At 43.9% G+C, this 19193-nt stretch carries 16 protein-coding genes and 4 tRNA genes; 9 read left to right on the forward strand and 11 right to left on the reverse strand.

What is annotated here, in order from left to right:
* Window positions 1–104: 104 nt before the first annotated feature.
* The 4 genes from JMY02_RS12360 to JMY02_RS12375 all read left to right on the forward strand — a co-directional run bounded on the left by JMY02_RS12360 (window position 105) and on the right by JMY02_RS12375 (window position 4852).
* Window positions 105–908: an acetyl-CoA carboxylase carboxyltransferase subunit alpha gene (locus JMY02_RS12360; RefSeq protein ID WP_021814005.1), complete on the forward strand. Its 804-nt coding sequence runs from the start codon at window positions 105–107 to the stop codon at window positions 906–908.
* A 640-nt stretch (window positions 909–1548) separates the two neighbouring features.
* A complete protein-coding gene (gene tilS / locus JMY02_RS12365) occupies window positions 1549–3141 on the forward strand; it encodes a tRNA lysidine(34) synthetase TilS (protein WP_201598761.1) in 1593 nt (530 codons plus the stop codon).
* A 168-nt stretch (window positions 3142–3309) separates the two neighbouring features.
* Entirely contained in the window at window positions 3310–4143 is an 834-nt protein-coding gene (proC, locus tag JMY02_RS12370; protein WP_201598762.1) for a pyrroline-5-carboxylate reductase, read from the forward strand.
* A gap of 139 nt (window positions 4144–4282) precedes the next feature.
* The gene (locus JMY02_RS12375; protein ID WP_021814001.1) at window positions 4283–4852 is read left to right on the forward strand and encodes a YggT family protein; all 570 of its coding nucleotides are present in this window, start codon (window positions 4283–4285) and stop codon (window positions 4850–4852) included.
* Window positions 4853–4951: 99 nt separating this feature from the next.
* On the opposite strand, the gene JMY02_RS12380 is transcribed toward JMY02_RS12375, so the two are convergent.
* Window positions 4952–5755 carry a hydroxymethylpyrimidine/phosphomethylpyrimidine kinase gene (locus JMY02_RS12380; RefSeq protein WP_201598764.1) on the reverse strand — a complete coding sequence of 268 codons (804 nt, stop codon included), beginning with the start codon at window positions 5753–5755 and terminating at the stop codon, window positions 4952–4954.
* Window positions 5756–6086: 331 nt separating this feature from the next.
* Between JMY02_RS12380 and JMY02_RS12385 the strand changes: the two genes are divergently transcribed.
* The 3 genes from JMY02_RS12385 (at window position 6087) to JMY02_RS12395 (ending at window position 7681) form a co-directional block, all read left to right on the forward strand.
* Window positions 6087–6176: transfer RNA gene (locus JMY02_RS12385), tRNA-Ser, on the forward strand.
* A 188-nt stretch (window positions 6177–6364) separates the two neighbouring features.
* Window positions 6365–6441 (forward strand) — tRNA-Arg (locus JMY02_RS12390).
* A gap of 577 nt (window positions 6442–7018) precedes the next feature.
* Window positions 7019–7681 carry an RDD family protein gene (locus tag JMY02_RS12395; protein WP_201598766.1) on the forward strand — a complete coding sequence of 221 codons (663 nt, stop codon included), beginning with the start codon at window positions 7019–7021 and terminating at the stop codon, window positions 7679–7681.
* Window positions 7682–7755: 74 nt separating this feature from the next.
* Here JMY02_RS12395 and JMY02_RS12400 read toward each other — a convergent pair whose 3' ends face one another.
* The 7 genes from JMY02_RS12400 to JMY02_RS12430 form a co-directional block, all read right to left on the reverse strand.
* Window positions 7756–8733: a calcium/sodium antiporter gene (locus JMY02_RS12400; RefSeq protein ID WP_201598770.1), complete on the reverse strand. Its 978-nt coding sequence runs from the start codon at window positions 8731–8733 to the stop codon at window positions 7756–7758.
* Between the two features lie 189 nt (window positions 8734–8922).
* A complete protein-coding gene (gene panD / locus JMY02_RS12405) occupies window positions 8923–9303 on the reverse strand; it encodes an aspartate 1-decarboxylase (RefSeq protein ID WP_010196068.1) in 381 nt (126 codons plus the stop codon).
* 99 nt (window positions 9304–9402) lie between these two features.
* The gene (gene pth, locus JMY02_RS12410; RefSeq protein WP_021813997.1) at window positions 9403–9984 is read right to left on the reverse strand and encodes an aminoacyl-tRNA hydrolase; all 582 of its coding nucleotides are present in this window, start codon (window positions 9982–9984) and stop codon (window positions 9403–9405) included.
* A gap of 238 nt (window positions 9985–10222) precedes the next feature.
* On the reverse strand, window positions 10223–10912 hold the full coding sequence (locus JMY02_RS12415) for a 50S ribosomal protein L25/general stress protein Ctc (protein ID WP_201598771.1): 690 nt from the start codon (window positions 10910–10912) through the stop codon (window positions 10223–10225).
* Between the two features lie 386 nt (window positions 10913–11298).
* On the reverse strand, window positions 11299–12246 hold the full coding sequence (locus JMY02_RS12420; RefSeq protein WP_201598773.1) for a ribose-phosphate pyrophosphokinase: 948 nt from the start codon (window positions 12244–12246) through the stop codon (window positions 11299–11301).
* Window positions 12247–12356: 110 nt separating this feature from the next.
* Window positions 12357–12432 (reverse strand) — tRNA-Gln (locus JMY02_RS12425).
* Window positions 12433–12677: 245 nt separating this feature from the next.
* Window positions 12678–12753 (reverse strand) — tRNA-Gln (locus tag JMY02_RS12430).
* Window positions 12754–13027: 274 nt separating this feature from the next.
* Between JMY02_RS12430 and JMY02_RS12435 the strand changes: the two genes are divergently transcribed.
* Window positions 13028–13405: a hypothetical protein gene (locus tag JMY02_RS12435; protein ID WP_201598775.1), complete on the forward strand. Its 378-nt coding sequence runs from the start codon at window positions 13028–13030 to the stop codon at window positions 13403–13405.
* Between the two features lie 105 nt (window positions 13406–13510).
* Here the strand turns inward: JMY02_RS12435 and ispE are convergent, their stop codons facing one another.
* From ispE to JMY02_RS12450, 3 genes are all read right to left on the reverse strand, one after another.
* On the reverse strand, window positions 13511–14485 hold the full coding sequence (gene ispE / locus JMY02_RS12440; protein WP_201598777.1) for a 4-(cytidine 5'-diphospho)-2-C-methyl-D-erythritol kinase: 975 nt from the start codon (window positions 14483–14485) through the stop codon (window positions 13511–13513).
* A gap of 62 nt (window positions 14486–14547) precedes the next feature.
* Complete coding sequence (gene lolB, locus JMY02_RS12445) at window positions 14548–15177, reverse strand: lipoprotein insertase outer membrane protein LolB (RefSeq protein WP_201598779.1); 630 nt, start codon at window positions 15175–15177, stop codon at window positions 14548–14550.
* A gap of 137 nt (window positions 15178–15314) precedes the next feature.
* Window positions 15315–17255, reverse strand: a complete 1941-nt coding sequence (locus JMY02_RS12450; RefSeq protein ID WP_201598781.1) for a tetratricopeptide repeat protein — start codon at window positions 17253–17255, stop codon at window positions 15315–15317.
* A 502-nt stretch (window positions 17256–17757) separates the two neighbouring features.
* Here JMY02_RS12450 and hemA point away from each other — a divergent pair.
* Window positions 17758–19155, forward strand: a complete 1398-nt coding sequence (hemA, locus tag JMY02_RS12455) for a glutamyl-tRNA reductase (RefSeq protein ID WP_201598782.1) — start codon at window positions 17758–17760, stop codon at window positions 19153–19155.
* The last annotated feature ends 38 nt before the right edge of the window (window positions 19156–19193 follow it).

The raw sequence follows: 19193 nt of genomic DNA on the forward strand, positions 1-19193 counted from the left end.
AGCTTCTATTGAGTTTACAACTGTACTTTCATTATCTTAAAATCGATAGCGATATTATTCTTAAACATAAATACATTAAGTATCATTATTAAAGGGAAGCGTCTATGAGCACTGTCTGGGATAGTGTGCAGCTTGCACGACATGCCAAGCGTCCATTATTTATGGACTATGTTAATCAGCTATTTACTGAATTTGATGAGTTGCATGGCGACCGAGCTTATGCCGATGACAAAGCCATTTTGGGTGGACTGGCGCGTTTTGATGGTATGCCAGTCATGGTCATCGGTCAACATCGTGGTCGTAGCACTCGCGAGCGTATCGCTCACAATTTCGGTATGGCCAATCCTGAGGGTTATCGCAAAGTGATTCGTTTGGTCAAAATGGCTGAGCGTTTTAATATTCCGGTGATGACTTTTGTCGATACCCAAGGCGCATACCCCGGCATTGGTGCCGAAGAGCGCGGACAAGCGCAAGCAATTGCCGAAAGTATCGCCGTTTTTTCTAGCCTAAAAGTGCCTATTATTGTAACCATTATTGGTGAAGGTGGTTCAGGTGGCGCGTTGGCAATTGGCGTGGGTGATAAAGTCAACATGCTACAAAACAGCATTTATTCAGTCATCTCTCCTGAAGGTTGTGCGTCTATTTTGTGGAAAACGGCTGAAAAAGCGCAAGATGCCAGTGAAGCCCTGAAATTAAACGCGATCAACCTCTATCAGATGGGCTTGATTGATGCTGTGATCGAGGAAGGCGAGGGCGCTCATATTCAGCCGCAGCCAGTGATGACTGCTTTGAAAGCACTTATTGCTGAGCAACTGGATGAGATTAAAGATTTAGACGCACAAGCGCGTTGTGAGCTGCGTTATGAGAAGCTAAAAACCTTTAACTCAGAAGTGATGTTGCCTTGCTAATGGGCTAACGTGTTCGCTACTTTTTATATCGTAACTATTTAATGTATCGTGAGTTTAGTATAAAAACGAGTCAGCGGGACTGGTGTAAATTTTTTGTAGCCTCTGTCGGCGTAGGCACAGCAAGCCAGAAAAATTTGTGCCAGTCTCGCGTTATAATGCCTGGTATCAGTTTTATTGAGTATCGACTATAGCAACGTTTGGTGTTGTCCCGATTTAATATTAAGCATTTTATAAACAGTTTTTAAGAACACGCTTTTCATATTAGAGACCCAGCCTTAATGCTAAAATAATAACGTGTCATTCGATGGCGCGTTTTTTTATGTCAAATAACTAGGGGCTGTATAGAATTCACAAATAGGCACTGCTGATCGCTAAAACGGTTCCAGACAAGGCGCAAATCGATGATAATGTTAATACCTTAGCGAGACTTGCAACACCGTATGGGGCAGTTTTAGCATCAGCCCCAATAATAAAAACAGGGGACAGGACTCTTTTTTGCCGCTTCATTGCTAAAAATAGCCGTATAGAATGACTATACTTACTATTTTTACCTTCGAATCGTCTAAAAAATAGTCTCTGTCAGTGCCATGTTCGAATCCTATACAGCCCCTATAGGATCTCCACATAACTAAGGCTCATTATGACCAGCAGCGCAATCATTCCCAATGCTATTGAGCCAATAGCAGACCTACCGATTGATGAAGGCTTGGCAGCGGCATTATTGAACAGTGTGGCTGAGTATGGCGCACAATTGCACGGTCGGCGTGTTTGGCTGGCCTGTAGTGGTGGCCGTGATTCATTGGCACTTGCGGCGCTATGCGTGCAGCTGTATCGCCAAGGTAAGCTGCCATTTTTACCACAGCTTTTACATGTCGATCATCGTCTGCAAACCGATAGTCAGCATTGGGCTGTACATGTCGCTAATTGGGCACAAGCGCAGCAGATACCGTGTTATATTTTGCCAGCACACGTAAAAGGCCACGACGAGCAAGCGGCACGGCAAGCACGCTATGACGTTATGCGCGAGCATATCAATCAAGAGGATGTTTTATTGTTAGGGCATCATGCCGATGACCAAGCAGAAACTGTATTGATGCGGTTGATTCAAGGAGCAGGCGTCAATGGTCTGTCAGGTATGCAGCCTTGGCGAATACAAACGCAAGGCGCGCATCAGATGGCGTTATGGCGACCTTGGCTCACTGTACAGCGTGCTAGTATAAGCGCCTATGCCCAGCGTTTAAAGCTGCCTTATATCGATGATCCTACCAATGATACTGGCGATAATGTTCGTAGTGGGCTGCGCCGTGACATCATGCCAGTATTGGCAAAATATAATCCAAATGTCATAGAAAATATTGCTCGTAGCGCTCAGCTATTGGGCGATGCAGAATCAACCATCCGAGCACAAGCGGTACAGGATTTGCAGCAGATGACCATCGGTTCGTTGCAATTGCCTCCAGCACAGCGGGTGCTAAAGATTAATGAGTTAGAAGGGTTACCTTTTTATCGACAGCGCCAACTACTGCACTATTGGTTAGGACAAGATGAGCCATTACCGCCCACCAAGCAATTGATAGATGAGGTGTTAGGGCTAAGTCAGCGTAAGGATCATGACCATCAGACCGAGCTGTTTTGGCAGGGTCGCAAGCAGTCATATACCATTCGTCGCTATCGTCAGCAGCTGTATCGCCTAAGCAGTGAGTGGTTGACATGGCTTAAGATGCCGCTTGATGCACAAACGTATAACTTATCTGATCTTGCTGTATCTGATCTCATTGTGGCTGCTGCTCATTCAGCGGACAATCCCTCCGTCTCAATCTCTTTACGTACAAGCAAGCACTTTACTTGGCAAGTGCAAATGCTGCCACACGCATTGGCGGAAATGTTAAAAATTGACACAGACAAAGTTGAGATTAAAATTGCGCCATTAGATCGGCAGCAGCGCGTACAAATTGCAGGGTCATCACGTCCTCAGTCAGGCAAAAAATTATACCAAACACTTGGCGTGCCTATATGGTTACGCGAGAGTTTGGTTGTGGTCAGTGTAGTTTTTCTCAGTGACGACAGTATTGAGACTGAGCGACCAATTGAGCTACCTATTTTATTATTATCGCCTTTTGAGAGCTGGATACTAGGCCAGATATTAGATTCTGACGATTTTATCCATCATAGTGAAAATGATGTATTTTCTAAATACATTCATAATCATTTAAGCGTAGATAATAGCTGCTAAAAGCGTGGTTTGTACATGCTGTTTGCTTGGGGGCTCGTCAGCTTGATGCGATAAGACACTGTTCGAATTTGTCAAACGATGGCAGTAGCAGTATGGTAAACTGAATGTCATTTTACCTATGATTGTGTTAGTTTGAACATCTTTGAATTTTTTGCGTAGGAGCGAAGTATGTCAGTATTGGATAATAAAAAAATCAGCTTTATCGGCGGCGGTAACATGGCGCAGGCTTTGATTAGTGGGCTTGTGAGCTGCGGTATCCAACCGAATTTAATCACAGTTGCCGATCCAAGTAGCGATGTACGTGAGCAACTGGCGGCCAAAGGATTGAATACAATAGATCCAATTACTGATCCAAAAGCAGCGGTGATCGATGCTGACATTATCGTACTGGCTGTCAAGCCGCAAGTAATGAAAGCCGTTGTTGGCGCTTTTACTGATGTACTGGACAATCAATTGATCATTTCGGTCGCAGCAGGTTTATCGACCGAAATTTTATCTGCTATGCTAAATGGGTATCGTAATATCGTGCGCGCGATGCCGAACACTCCAGCTATGATTCAGATGGGTGCCACGGGTCTTTATGGTGCTGATAATATCTCAGCTGAACAAAAAGAGCTGGCAACTGCGGTGATGGAAGCCTCAGGGCTGGTCATGTGGGTTGAAAACGAAACGCACATGCATGCGGTCACAGCCGTATCAGGTTCAGCACCGGCTTACATGTTTTATTTTATTGAATCGATGGTCGATAGAGCGGTTGCTTTAGGCTTAGATCAAGAACAAGCATCAGCGCTGGCGCTGCAAACCATGATAGGTGCGGCAAAAATGGCCATGGATAGTGATGATGCGCCCGCTGAATTGCGTCGCAAAGTAACATCACCGAATGGTACGACCCAAGCAGCAATTGAGTCAATGCAAGCCAATGAAATCGGTCGCCAAATAGGTGAAGCCATGCAGGCTTGTTATGACCGTAGCCAAGCCCTAAGTGAAGAGATGAGTAAATAAACATCGATATCAGGCGCGTTATTTGCTAAAAGTGAATGACGCACCTGTATGCCGCGCTTGCATGACACAGTACTAAGCATCTAATCATGACACTCGTCATCCCCAAACCTGTTAATAATGTCACATTGAGTAGCACTTCATGAACAACATGTTATTTCAAATCTTTGATTTGGTCACCACTTTCGCCATGATGTTGGTGTTTATTCGCTTTATGCTACAGTTTGCAGGCATGGATGCGAGCAATCCTATGATTGCGCCTGCTTATAAAGCGACCCATATTGTCGATGTGTTTGGGCGTATTTTTCCAACGGTTGCACAAGGGCGTATCAGTCTGGCTGCTATCGTGCTAATGTTTTTGATTCGCTTGATTGATATCTCTGGTAAAGCAGCATTAACGCATAAAGGTATTGCGCCTGTACCGTTGTTTTTTACTGGTACGACCAGCTTAATTTTAGACTTTTTGCGCCTGTGTCGTTATTTGGTGATAGGGTCTATTATCGTCAGCTGGATTGTGGTGTTTACCAGATCTGAGCATCCAATTATCGGTATTATCATTAACCTCGCTGAGCCTATCTTGGCACCGTTTCGCCGTATCACACCAAACTTAGGCATGCTTGATTTATCGCCAATGGTCGCTTTCCTTGCTTTTTATTTACTTGAGATCTTCATTGGTGGTTTGACAGCCAGCCTTATGCCAATGTTAGGCTAAGGCTAGTCAGTGTCATAGAAACTGGTTAAGTACTTGGTTAGATAATAAAAAGGCGGTCTATTGATATAGAACGCCTTTTTTTGTAGCTATTAATCGATTTTACTTTTCACTATCTCTAACAAAACGATTGGGTATTAATTGGGCTTCAGCATTATCAGGATGCGGTGCATCAGCGGCGCGCAAGGTTTGAGTAATCCAGCTGTCTGCGGCTTTTACGGCATTGACAAGCACATCTCCCATTGCCAAGCGCCCAGCGATAAAGCTGGCCAGTGAGCAGCCTGAGCCATGAAACTCGCCTTGTAGGCGTGGCAAAGTGCTTTGATGTACCATTTCACCTTTTACATATAGATACTGCTCAATATCGCCGCTGTCAAAGTCATGTGAAGTTTTTACCAATACCGCACAAGTGCCCTGCGCACACAACTTTTGCGCCCCGATGTGTAAGTCTTGTTCACCGCTCAAAGCGCGAAGTTCGTGGGTATTTGGGGTGATTAAGGTGGCATAAGGCAATAGCTCTCTAAAGGCCGTCACCAAGGTTTTTTCATCGCCTAAGCTGCCACCACTGTTGGCGACCAATACGGGGTCTAATACAAAAGGCACATCATCAGCGATAACACGATCGGCAAACAAGCGGGTCAGCATTGCAATATTGTCGGTGGTGCCAAGCATACCTGATTTGATAGCGGCAACAGGTAAGTCATCCAGTACGGTTGTGGCCTGTGCTCTTACTAGGCTTGCCGCACAAGCTTCAAAGCCAAACACTTGCTGCGAGTTTTGTATCGTAATCGCTGTACAAGCGATGGTGGCATGTGCGCCTGCTTGGCCGACAGCCTCGATATCTGCTTGTAGGCCAGCACCACCGGATGGATCCAATCCTGAAAAACACAGTACCACGGGTCGCATAAAAATTCCTTTTGTATACCCTAAATGAATAGCAAATACTATAACCATCCACTACCAAAAAAGCCATAGCCGTCCAAACAGTGCGTTTAGAGGATCAAGCCACTAATAAATGCAATTTTGAATAGATCGAATGCTATTTTTACTGATACTTTGATTATTTAAAAGGGTGTAAACACAGATAAATAAATAATTATGCTAAAACCTTCATTAAATTGGTAGACAAGGCTTGCAATTCGTTTCGGCTTTGTTATAATACTCGCCCACGACGTAAGACGTATCATTAGCATCGATACTGTGTTTATAGTTACTTTATAAGCGTTTTATATCGTTCGGTGAAGTGGGTGAGTGGCTGAAACCAGTTCCCTGCTAAGGAACCATACGTGTAAGCGTATCGAGGGTTCGAATCCCTCCTTCACCGCCATTTATTCAGTTGTTATTAGAGTAGTAACGCAGTATATTGGCGTTAATAATCTTCTTTTTTATTAAAACAAAAGTTAATTTGATTTTAATAAAAAAAGATATTGACACAAGCGATATTATCTATATAATGACCAACCTAATTTACTGCAAATGTTATTTAATAAATGCAGTAGATGATGTGCAAAGTACGCGCTTGTAGCTCAGTTGGATAGAGCACTTGGCTACGAACTAAGGGGTCGGGAGTTCGAATCTCTCCAAGCGCACCATTTGCATAATAGCTTATCTTTAAGCTTAAGAAACACTAAATCAATCGCCTGTCTTATGACAATTTGGCGATTTTTTTATGTCTGTAATTTTTCAATGGCTCTATGTTCAAGGTCATATTATGTTGATGGCTATATAGTCGATGAAAAGTAATATCGATACAACACGTACTGCTGGTGTAAATTTTGCTTGCTTGCTTGCTTGCTGTGCCTGCGCAGACAGAGGCTGCAAAAAATTTACATCAGCAGCACTGTAGCGACTCTAAAATATTTTAACTATAGTGAGTTCACTATAAAAACGAGTCAGCGAAACTAGAAAGAATACAGAGCGACTAGGGCGTGTCCTCATTTTGAAAATGGTTATAAAAATGAGATAAATTGAAGCCAAACAAGGAAAATAGCGCTGATAATATCGGGATATTAACCAGCTATTTGACGCAGTTTGGCGAACATTTAGCCATTTTTAACTCATTTAGTCGCTATCGTTCAGATTGAAGACACACCCTAGGATAATATACGATAAGACCGTGAATTACGGTACAATAGAGCCACTATTCACTGCTTGCTATGAGCTTTTACCATGCCAAAGAGTTTACCTAAACGCCCGTCAAAAGCTGCCATTAAGTCAAAGCCTCAGCGAAATCCCTCCATGCAGCAAATCTCTGACGAAGAACCCACGATTGCTAAGCCAACAACTCGCGTTGTGGCCATTCTCTATGATGGTATGTTAATTTTGGCCTTGTTATTCTTAGTAGGGACGGTGTTAACCGTGATTGGTACGCTGCTAACTATGCAGACAGGCACGCAATCATCGCAAGCCCAGTCATTGCCGACATGGTATCAGAACGTTATCATGACACCGTCTTTTGTACTGACGCTGGTGGCATTTTATGGATTGTTTTGGCGGCGGGGTGGGCAAACGCTAGGCATGCAGACATGGCGTTTAAAGACCGTAAATAACTCAGGCCACTTACTGACATGGGGACAATCTTTTAAACGGATCTTGGCGGCTTGTTTGATGCCGTTACTTTTTGGCATTATTGGCAGTTTGATCGGTGGCTCACGCGCTTTACTATTAACCAGTGCTTTTTTGGGTTTGATATTTAACTACGTGTTTTGCTTGTTCAATCGACGCGGCTTAGCAGTGCAAGACATGCTATCCAACACCATCACCCTAAAAATGCCAAAAGTGGCGCATGAAGGGTTATGGCGTGGCTTTAAAAATCGCAAAAAAAACCAATAACGTTATCAATGTATAAATGAGCTAAGCTTACAAAATTTAGGTGGCTTAGCGTTTGCTATTCTAAAGAGTAAAAACTACATATTAACAGTTTGAATGAGCCACGCTGTGTAACCCACAAAAAAGAGCACCAGTGTGGAGCCAGCAACGCGGCTAAATTGACGCTTAGCCGTGAAGGCAAAGACGCACAGGGCAACAAGTAATAAAGTGATCGCGCCCATTGCCAGTACGTCGCGCGACAAGATAATTGGATTGACGGTGATGGGTGCAATCAAGGCTGCGAGACCAACGACGGCCAAGGTATTGAATATATTTGAGCCAATGATGTTGCCCAGTGCCATATCGTGCTCGCCCTTACGTGCCGCTGATAAGCTTGATACCAGCTCAGGTAACGATGTACCAACGGCGACAATCGTTAAGCCAATGATCAGCTCGCTGAGTCCCCAAAACGTGGCCAACTCGACAGCACCCCAAACGATCGCCCGTGAGCTTATTACTAGCATTAATATACCAAGAAATAAGCTGCCGACACCTCGTCCAACGCTTGGTTCTACATGATTTGGATCAGTATTCTCTGCTGCCATCGCATCATTTTCATGATTGCCTTCGCGTAGGCTGAGCACGATCTGCATTCCCAAGACGATGACCAATAACGCCAATAATATCAGACCATCGGTTAAACTTAGCATCCCATCACGCAACTGCCATGCTGCTATCGCTGTTATGATCACTAAAAGAGGCAAATCACGCTTGACGATGGCTTTACGGATGATAATAGGGCTAATCAGTACCGTTGCACCCAATACCAAGGCAATATTGATGATATTAGAGCCATAGGCGTTCCCTAAAGCCAGCTCAGGACTGCCTTCTAACGCGGCCAATACAGACACCACCATCTCGGGCGCTGACGTGCCGATGCCTAATATCAACACCCCAATCAAAAAGCTAGGCACACTAAATTTCTTTGCTATAGCGGTCGCCCCATCGATAAAGACATCAGCGCTCCAAACTAAAATTGCCAATCCAACCAGTATTGCAATCACTGCCAACCACATCAGTATGTTTCCTTGTTTGTCATAAAAAGTATAGATTTGCCATGTAGAATGGTATAAAAAAAGCCGAATCTTATTTTGGATTCAGCTTTCATATTAGCATAAAGGTTTTGGTCAAATAATAAGAATAACTTCAACAGTTTAGTTGATTGTTTATACTTGCTTTATCCAAAAACTCTTTATTTTTCCATCTTACGCCACTTGCACAGGAATAATATTGGCAGTGTCTTTGACTGTATTGTCTTCGTTGCAATAAACCAGTTTTGGTTGATACGTCGATGCTTCTACTTCATCAAAGTGGGCATAAGCACAGATAATCACGATGTCACCTAAATCTGCCATGTGAGCCGCAGCACCATTTAACGAGATAATTCCAGAGCCTGCTTCAGCACGGATAGCATAGGTGCGAAAGCGTTTGCCATTGGTCACATTATAGATATCGATGGACTCATTCTCGCGCAGACCAGCAAGATCTAATAAGTCACCGTCGATACCACATGAGCCTTCATAATGAAGTTCGGCATGAGTGACGCGAGCACGGTGTAATTTGCATTTAAGCATATTAAGTAGCATAAGTTGCTTCCTTGGCGTAACGGAGATAAATTAACTAAATCAAATGGTTAATGGGGATTGACTTGCTAAAATAAAAGGCCACTATAACTGATGTGCTATTTATTCAGGCATTTTAAAGCTATTGATCTGTGAGCGTGCTTTTTCGACATCACCATCTAGCAACAATGGTAGCGCCTCAAACGCAGCGGTTAAAGCGCTGTCAATGGCAATTTGCTCGTCGGGAGATGCTTTGGATAGGACGTGTCCACTGACTTTCGATTTGTGACCAGGATGCCCGATGCCCACACGCAGGCGATGAAAGTCATTGCCGATATGCGGGGTAATGTCACGTAGACCATTATGACCACCATGACCGCCATCGGTTTTGAGCTTGATACTGCCTGCTGGAATATCGAGCTCATCATGGGCAATCAGCAATTCGTCATTTTTGATGCCATAAAACTTCACCATGGGCACGACTGACTGACCAGACTTATTCATAAAAGTCAATGGCATGAGCAGACGCACATCAGACCCGTGGATTTGCCCGCGTCCTGTCACTCCATGAAACTTTTTGTCATGAGCGAGAGTGATATTAAACTGCTGAGCCAAATGATGGACAAACCAAAATCCAGCATTGTGACGCGTAAACATATACTGCTGACCAGGATTACCAAGACCGACAATAAGCTTTATGGCCATAAAAACACCCTACTTGGATTTAATAAATGAGTGATTAGGTTTGTCACAGCACAAGTCACAGTCGATCTCTATCAAAAGAAAGGCGCTATCGCCAAAAATTCTTTATCTTGATCTGACTAATCGTTGTTTTCAAACCTTAGTTACAAAAACAGCAGGAGATATGAATCACCTGCTGTTTTCTTGACTGAATACCTCATGAACCATACACACTACCATAGGTAGCTATATGGCTGTATGATTATTCGCCGTCTTTGTTGTCTTCAGCGTCAACTTCGCCATTTTGCTCAGTGGCAGGTACATCAGCAGCATCCACGTCGTCAGCAACTTCGTCAACTTCTTCAACCGTTGGTGGCTGCATGTTAACGATAGTACGGTCATGGCCGTCTTCCAGCTCTAGCTCATGAATAACAACGCCTTCAGGAAGTTTGATGTCTGATAAACGGAACAAATCACCGATTTCCATACCAGATACATCTATTTCTAGATACTCAGGTAACTGTGATGGTATGCAGATGATTTCGATATCAGATACTAGGGTAGATAGTACACCAGCAGCCGCAGTACCTGGCGCATCTTCACGACCAACGAAATGCACAGGAACATTCATGTGGATTTTTTGACCTTTTACAATGCGCTGGAAGTCAGCATGCATTGGGAAGCCTTTTGCAGGATGACGTTGCAAGTCTTTGATAACGGCTTGATGCTCGGTACCGTCAACATTGATGGTCAAAATGTGTGAGAAAAACGCTTCAAACTCAAGTGCTTTTACTAGCTCGTTGATTTTGATAGAGATAGAAGTAGGTTCTTCGTTACCACCATAGATGATAGCTGGCACAAGTTTCTGCTTACGTAGGCGGCGGCTCGCACCTTTACCTTGTTGTTCAGCAGAGCGGTCAACAGCGTTTAGTTCAAAATGATTAATGCTCATGGATATAATCCTATAAAAAGAATGATGAAGTGTCTGGTCATAAAAAAGTGGATTTGCGACCAATCCACTAATACGTGATGATAGCTATGATTTGTTATTGCATAAAAACCGTACAATTTCCAAATATAGCCATTTGCTTACTAGTAGTGATTTTTATGATAACAATTACCATAACCGTCACTATTATTCAGCACGATCAGCACTTTTAATAATGCCAACCTAATGAAATCAAAAAAAAGGTCGGCACAGGCGCGCATTATACGTGTTTTTATAACAATAATAAAGACCTACGAAAAATGACTGCGCAACACGAATAGGCAAAAAAAAGCGCCAAGTAGTTACACTTGACGCTCTAGTTGTACTTTTTTTATTTTTAACCGACTGTATTAAGAATCAAACATTGCGCTGATAGATTCTTCGTTATTGATACGGCGTAAGCTTTCAGCCAGCATCGGTGCAATGCTTACTTGACGGATTTTGCTACAAGCTTTGGCAGCAGCTGATAACGGGATCGTATCGGTCACAACCACTTCATCTAACGCCGATTCACTGATGTTTTGTAGCGCATTACCAGATAAGACAGGGTGGGTAATATACGCCAAGACGCGGCGTGCACCATTTGCTTTTAGGGCTTCTGCTGCTTTACATAACGTACCAGCAGTATCGACCATGTCATCCACAATCACGCAATCACGGTCACGAACGTCACCAATGATATGCATGACTTGTGACTCATTGGCACGGGCACGGCGCTTATCAATAATCGCCATGTCGGTATCACCCAATTGCTTAGCCATTGCGCGCGCACGAACCACACCGCCGACGTCAGGTGAGACGACCATGATATTGTCATAATCTTGTTTTTGTAGGTCGTTCAACAGCACAGGCGTGCCATAGATATTATCAACAGGAATATCAAAGAAACCCTGAATCTGATCTGAATGCAAATCAACCGTCATCACGCGATCGATACTGACGATGTTTAACATATCAGCGACCACTTTGGCCGAGATAGGAACGCGAGCTGAGCGTGGGCGGCGATCTTGACGGGCATAACCAAAGTAGGGCATGACGGCGGTAATACGGCCAGCACTAGAGCGACGCAAAGCATCGGCCATCATCATGATTTCCATCAAATTGTCGTTGGTTGGTGCACAAGTAGGCTGCATGATAAACACGTCTTTACCACGTACGTGTTCTTTGATTTCCACGGCAATTTCGCCATCAGAAAAACGCGTGATGTCAGCTTTACCAAGAGGTATATGAAGATGATCGGCTACGGTTTTTGCTAATTCAGGGTGAGCATTACCCGTAAAAATCGCCAAATAAGGCATGACAGAAGTCCTATTGATTGACTCAAGCAGCGACCGCTAAGCAGTGTCAAACTGCTCAAATTCAGAAAAGAGTGGTGAAAAGTTTTGATGACTACTATTACAGTAAAAAATGGCAGGGGTAGCTGGACTCGAACCAACGGATGTCAGGATCAAAACCTGATGCCTTACCAACTTGGCTATACCCCTGTAATGTCTAGGCTGCGACTGTCCGATATCTAATAGCAACTGGTAATACTTAGTCACTCTCAGAATGGCGTCACGACCTTTCGTTATCTAAGAAACGGATGAACCGTTTAAAACATAACTTTTCCCTAGCGGTGTCCATTGCGAACTATACCGAAACTGGGATAACGTTGTCAATGACATTAACATAAGAGGCTGTTGATAAGCCGTCTATAATCAATACATATCAAACGCTTTGAGCTTAAAAATGGCAGGGGTAGCTGGACTCGAACCAACGGATGTCAGGATCAAAACCTGATGCCTTACCAACTTGGCTATACCCCTATTGAGGCGACCTATTATAAGTAAATTTTCAGATTTTGCAAGTTATTTGCGCCTTTTTATGGCTTTTATTCGTAATCAGTTGGTGATGAGGTGATTTTGGTAGATTAATGTTTAAGAGCATAACTATATTTGATGTTGATGATTTATATTTGTTTGAAGCTTAGGTAAAGTAAGTCTCGCGGAGATTTTTCAAAATGTATGTGTCTTTCGTTGCTTAGAATTCATGTTATACAAATTTTTTTCACTTTATATACCATTATATATCGAGTCGTTTATGCAATTTATTAATGTTTTAAGAAGACCATCCCAGTCTGAGAGCTCAAATAATAGTGAAAAAGGCAAAATTATATATAGTGTGTTTCATCCCAGAAACGGTGATGTTCTAGAAAGGGAAAATGACAAAGACAAGTTCGAGATCTTAAGATATACCGATGATTGTGACCCTTCCGCCCTAATGACAACTTTAGATATATTAGATTTTATGAAGGAGATTCAAATAGTAATGAGTGAGTCTGAAAACGACAATGAAATGAGTAATCATTTAAAAGAAATTATATTTATGTGCAAATTATGCATTTGGAATATTGATGAATATTATTTAGAAATAACACCGTTCGGAACTAATATCAATTACCCTACGAATCTACTTTAATAAATAATACTATAGAAGATAAGTTTGCCGCCCTAATAAGTAGTGTGCGCCCTGCGGCATTGATAGTAGCCATAACTGAGTGCCGATCTACGAGACGAGATAATCCTAAATATTGTCTTGAAAACTCCCAACCACATATCCCGCACAAGGCGCCTCTTCAACCCACTTTGCCAAAAGCGCTTTATTATCAACAACGCTGGCATCCAATGGTAAGAACACCGCGCTACCAGAGCCAGTCATGCGTGCTGTGCCAAGTGCTTGCGTCTCTAAACCTTGCAAATAATGCAAAGCTGCTTTTACAGCAGGGGCAAGGCTCGTAACGACTGGCGTAAAGACATTTTGGTAGGGGACGAGCAAATTTTGGAAGTAATGATGAGACTGATTTTGTATGGTCTGTATCGATAGCGGCGCGATATCTCGTGACAGTTTGGGATGGGTGAACAGCTTGGCAGTATTCACATGCGCGTTTGGTGTGAGAAGCAAATATTGCTGGTCGGGTAAATCAATGGCGGTTAATTGCTCGCCAATGCCCATAGCGATGGCGTCTTGGCCAAAGATAAAAATGGGTACATCTGCACCCACTTTTGTGCCAATTTCTATCAGCGTATCGCGTGTTAGATTCAGTTGCCAAACTTCATTAAGCACAAGCATGGTCGTTGCGGCATTAGACGAGCCACCGCCCAATCCTGCGCCCATTGGCAACTGCTTGTCTAACGTAATGTGGACTGGTGGTAGCTGCTCAGGTAGCGCATCTAACGCTAAGGCAGCAGCTAGCAAGGCACGTGTTGCCTTAAAGATGAGGTTGTCTTCGAGGCTGGTCGTGATTGTTTCTGCGCCAGTTAACACGAGTAACTGATGACAGAGCTTATTAGCATCTAATTCAATATCAGATGTCTGTATCACAGCATTACCGATCACCGAAAAATGCAAATAATCGCCCCAATCAAGCAAGCGAAAAACCGTTTGCAAATCATGATAGCCATCAGCCCGCTTGCCAGTGATATGCAAAAACAAGTTGATTTTTGCGGGTGATAGGCGGGTGATAGCAGAGGCGGTCGGTACGGCTAAGTTTTCAGTCATAAACAACTATCTTGATAAGCAGGGTTTATTCGGTAAAGGTGTCATGATCAATCGATGACTGATTAATGGTTAATCGTCATGACGACCTTGTTGCCTTGTGGTTGAACAGCACTGATCTTGCTTGGTAATTTATCAGCGCCACTATAGGTAAAGCTGGCACGCCAATCGCCATTGACCGAACTGATTAAACGGTTTTGTGCATCGAGCTGCGGCTCACTGTCTGAAGGGGCAGGACGACCAGATATCCAGTAAGGCATTTGCGAGATAGGCGCTTGCCAGCCAGTGGCTTTTTTGAGCAATGTCTCAGGATCATCGGCTGTCAAGGTGCCTGTTTTTTCACTGACCAACGTGGCAGTTTGTCCGTTGTATTCGATGTTGGTTTTACCGATACCCAGCGCCCCAATCAGTTCAATCGCAAAACGATCGTCTTCTTGTCCCCACGCATAAAACGCACTACCGCCTTGAGTTCCTGTGTTGTCATTAGCAGGCGTCGTCACGCCAATCTTGCCCGTGATATTAAAACTTTCAAGCTTTTGCGGTTGTGCCGTGTTTTGACCTTGTATAGGCGTCGGCTGAGCGGTGGCACTGCCGGTTTTTAATGACTGACAACCAGACGTGATTGCAATCGCTGCGGCCATGGCAGTGAATACAGTCAATTTATTAGGCTTATACGAAGCGGTTAGTACCGACATGATGTTTCCTCAAAAATGGACAAATTTATAAAGTAGCTTAAATCTTATTTGTTACTCAGTTATGCGTGGCTGTTAGCTTCTTATACAGGCCTTGTAATCGTAAGACTTCAATACTGTATCTCGTACAATATGCGTTATCAATATAGTTGTATGCGATCATTAATATTATGCTGGCCAAATGAGAACCGTTGCTGCAAATCTGTAAGTAACGATTCGACTTTTTCATTGTCACCTAGGCCTTGATAAGCGCGCAGTAGCAGAGTTCCTGAACGTAATGTAGGCAGGACATCATAAGGTGTTTGTAGATAGTCGATGACTTGCTGATAGTTTTTGTTGGCTAAGGCGCTGCCTGCCAGCACATTGAGCGCTTGTAACTGTAGCTCATTATCATAACGTGGGTCATCGTAGCGAATTTGCATAATAGTCGTTGCCAGTGCCAAACCTTGTTCAGAGCGGTGGTCATTGGCCAGCAGCAGTTGAGCATAGCTAAGCTGATAAGCCAGATTGCTAGGATCTAGTGTTTGCAAATGCTTGAGCAACGTTCGTTTGACAATATAATCATTCTGATCATCAAGTAACTGCGTGCGTGCAAACAATAACGGCTCATTGTCAGGGTACTGACGTGCCGCCTGAGTTAATAGCTGTAAGGCTTCTTCTGGCTCATTTTGCTGCCATAAAATATCGGCTTGTAGCACAAACGTATCAGGCGCAAAAACAGTAAAGTCTTTACGCAGTTTTTCTAGGGTGGCGACGGCAGCATCGACATCGTTGTCAAGCAATTCAAAGTAAACGACTTTTTTGCGTGCTTCTAGCACCAAGTCTTCTTGCATGACACCATTGAGATAGTATTTGGCTTGTTCAAAACGCTGCTGGCGCTCGGCACTGATACCAAGATAATAATAAGCTTGATCAAGGTAAGACGGAGATTTGGCGAGCATATTGAGCAGCTGATCGGCGCGCTCGTATTTTTCAATATCCAAACTGACCAAGGCAGCGAGCAAGGTAATTTCGGCATCATCACTAAAACGATTGTGTGCTTCAAGCAACAATTGCCATGCTTCTTGGCTTTGCTTTAAATCCAGTAAATAGCGAATCTCATATAGATATAGGCTTTTATCATCAGGATTACGCAGGCGAGCTTGACTGACATAATTGATCACGGTTTCAGCCGTGACAATTTTGCGCAATATATCGGCCTTTAAGGTAATAAAAGGCACATAATCCGGTTGATGCTCTAATGCGCGGTTGATGTGCACAATGGCAATCTCAGGCTCGTTAAACTGGTAAAGTAAACCTGCTTTTAAAACCGACAACGAGGCGTTTTGTTCGCTATCTATGGGCTGTAAGGCGGCGAGGAGTTCGCGTTTGTCTTTATCATTATTGGGATAGATGCCAATCAGGATTTCACTTAAGTCGGCGCGCGGATCATAACGCAAAATACGGTTTAGCGTTTCACCAGCGAGTAGATAATCATGTGCTCGTAGGGCTAAATGCGCCACATAAAACCAAGCAGGTACGTGATCAGGGTTTTGGTCTTGCCATGATTTGGCAAACTGTAATGAATTCTCAACCCGTTCGAGGCGCAAGGATAGGCTAAGGGCTCTCTCAAACACTGCTGTCGCATCGTCCTTGAAAGATTGCTGTTTATAGATAGTCAGTGCTCGTTGTTGGTTTCCACGATCTGCGGCAAACTCCGCATCCAATAACGCATACAAGCTTGGCTCGCTTAGTTCAGGTTGCCATAAACTTGCTGGTGCTAAGCCGTTAATATTCTCTACATTACCTGTTCGCGGCGCACTTTTATAAACACGTGTGACAGTCACGACGCTGTTATTGAGCATGTTTTCGCCTTGGCTGGCGAGTGATACTTTAGCAGCATTTGCCTTTGGAGAGACATTCGGATGACTGGCATGGACGGGTGTTGATAGGCACAGACAAACAGCCAACGATAACGTTAGCTTGTAATATTGGTACAACCGTTCAATGACGATCTTTAATAAGTCACGAAGGCCAGATTGCTCGCCATGTGCACGTTGAGATCGAAACTGTAATCGAAATAATGATCCAAAAAAAATCATAGATAGCCGCATTCGCCCATTGCTTTATCTATAGGTAAAATACAGATAAAGCAATTATATGTTAATCATTTCAAACCAAATATTGCTAACGAGTACTCATGGTAAGCATTATATGAGTAGAGTGATGTGATAAACAATAGTGCCCGTGTTACTGCCCTTTAGTCGCTCTCGTTCCGATTGAGGACACGCTCTATTATTAACTATATAAAAATATAGCAAGTTAGCGGGTAGTAAGCGAATAATTTATGCCTATTTCTATTGCCCTTCGCTAAAATTCAACGATTGGTTTTATAAATCATATAGGTAGTTGATTTGTTAAATCCGTGCCCAGATACAAGCAAATAGCCGTCATAGATGGGTGAGTGTTAATTAAAGCTGGCAATAATGATATAATAAGCGGTTTTTAGGGTCTTCCTTTCAGCGCTGTCGTCAAAAACTGTCTTTTAAAAATAATAAGATAGCTTGGCTGGCAGGTGAGCGTCATGTTTATGGTCTATCAATAATGAGATTAGTGGTCATTGGGGTCAATCACAAAACTGCACCAGTCGCTCTACGAGAGCGCTTGGCACTTGTGGGCGACGACGTGAATGTCGCTCTCAAGCAGCTAGAGGCATTCACTGATGGTTGTGTGATTGTGTCGACCTGTAATCGCACTGAGATTTACGCGCTAGTCCCGCAGACCCTAACGTCACAAAATTTAGAATCACAGCCTATAGACACGCAAGGCGTAGAAACAGCTGGGCAGGCAGTTGCTAGTCAGACATTTAGCAGCAGTGCCAATGTCTCCTCTGCTGTCATCAGCGCTCACATTGTCAAGATTAAAACATGGCTGGCCAATTTTAAGCAGTTGTCACTCACTGAGATTGACTCCTATCTCTATGTACATCGTGATACTCATGCCTTAACCCATTGGCTCAGAGTTGCCGCTGGGCTGGACTCGATGATATTGGGTGAGCCGCAAATACTCGGGCAAATCAAGCGCTCAGTACACCTTGCACAAGATCAAAAAGCGTTGAGTAATCAGCTCGGTTGGATCGTCGATCAAGTGTTTGCGGCGGCAAAGCGCGTGCGCAATGAGACCAAAGTTGGCGCACAAGCGGTATCACTCAGTTTTGCAGCGGCGAAGCTAGTCACGCAAATATTTGATGACTTGCCCAGTCGCACATTGCTGATTGTCGCAGCAGGTGAAATGAATCGCTTGGTGGCTACCCATATCGCTGGGCTTGGGGTGGGGCGCGTGATCATTTGTAACCGCAATCCTGAGCGAGCAGAGGCGCTGGCTGCTGAACTGCGTCATCCTGACCGCCGAGTGGAAGTCAGAACATTGCAAGACTTACCGCATATACTGGCAGAAGCCGATATTGTCAGCAGCTGTAGTGGCAGTATGGATATGTTGATTGATAAAAACATGACGTTGCAAGCGTTAAAGCGTCGTCGCTACCAGCCCATGCTGATGATTGATTTGGCCGTACCTCGCGATATTGACCCCACGATCAGTCGAATAGATGACGTTTATCTGTATTCTGTCGATGACTTACAACACGTCATTGCAGGTAATATTGAGCAACGTCGACAAGCGGCAGTGGATGCCGAACTACTGGTCAGTCAGCTAGTCGTTGAGATTGACCGTCGTTTTCGAGTGCGGCAAGTGGGTAAAGACATTCAGCAATATCGCGTGCGTACCCATGATCAAGTGGACAAGCTCCTACATGAGTCCATTGCCAAGTTACAGCAGGAAAATGTCAATCCTGAGGATATTCTGCTTGAGTTATCACACCGCTTGACTCAGACATTGACGCACGCCCCATCAAAACTCATGCGCAAAGCTGCTCGAGAAGGGGATAGTGACTTGCTGGATTTTGTGGTATCAGGATTGCAAGATGCCCACCGCGGTCGTTAGGGGCTGTATAGAATTTACACATAGGCACTGCTGAATCC

The sequence above is a fragment of the Psychrobacter vallis genome (genome assembly GCF_904846715.1).
Taxonomy (GTDB): domain Bacteria; phylum Pseudomonadota; class Gammaproteobacteria; order Pseudomonadales; family Moraxellaceae; genus Psychrobacter; species Psychrobacter vallis.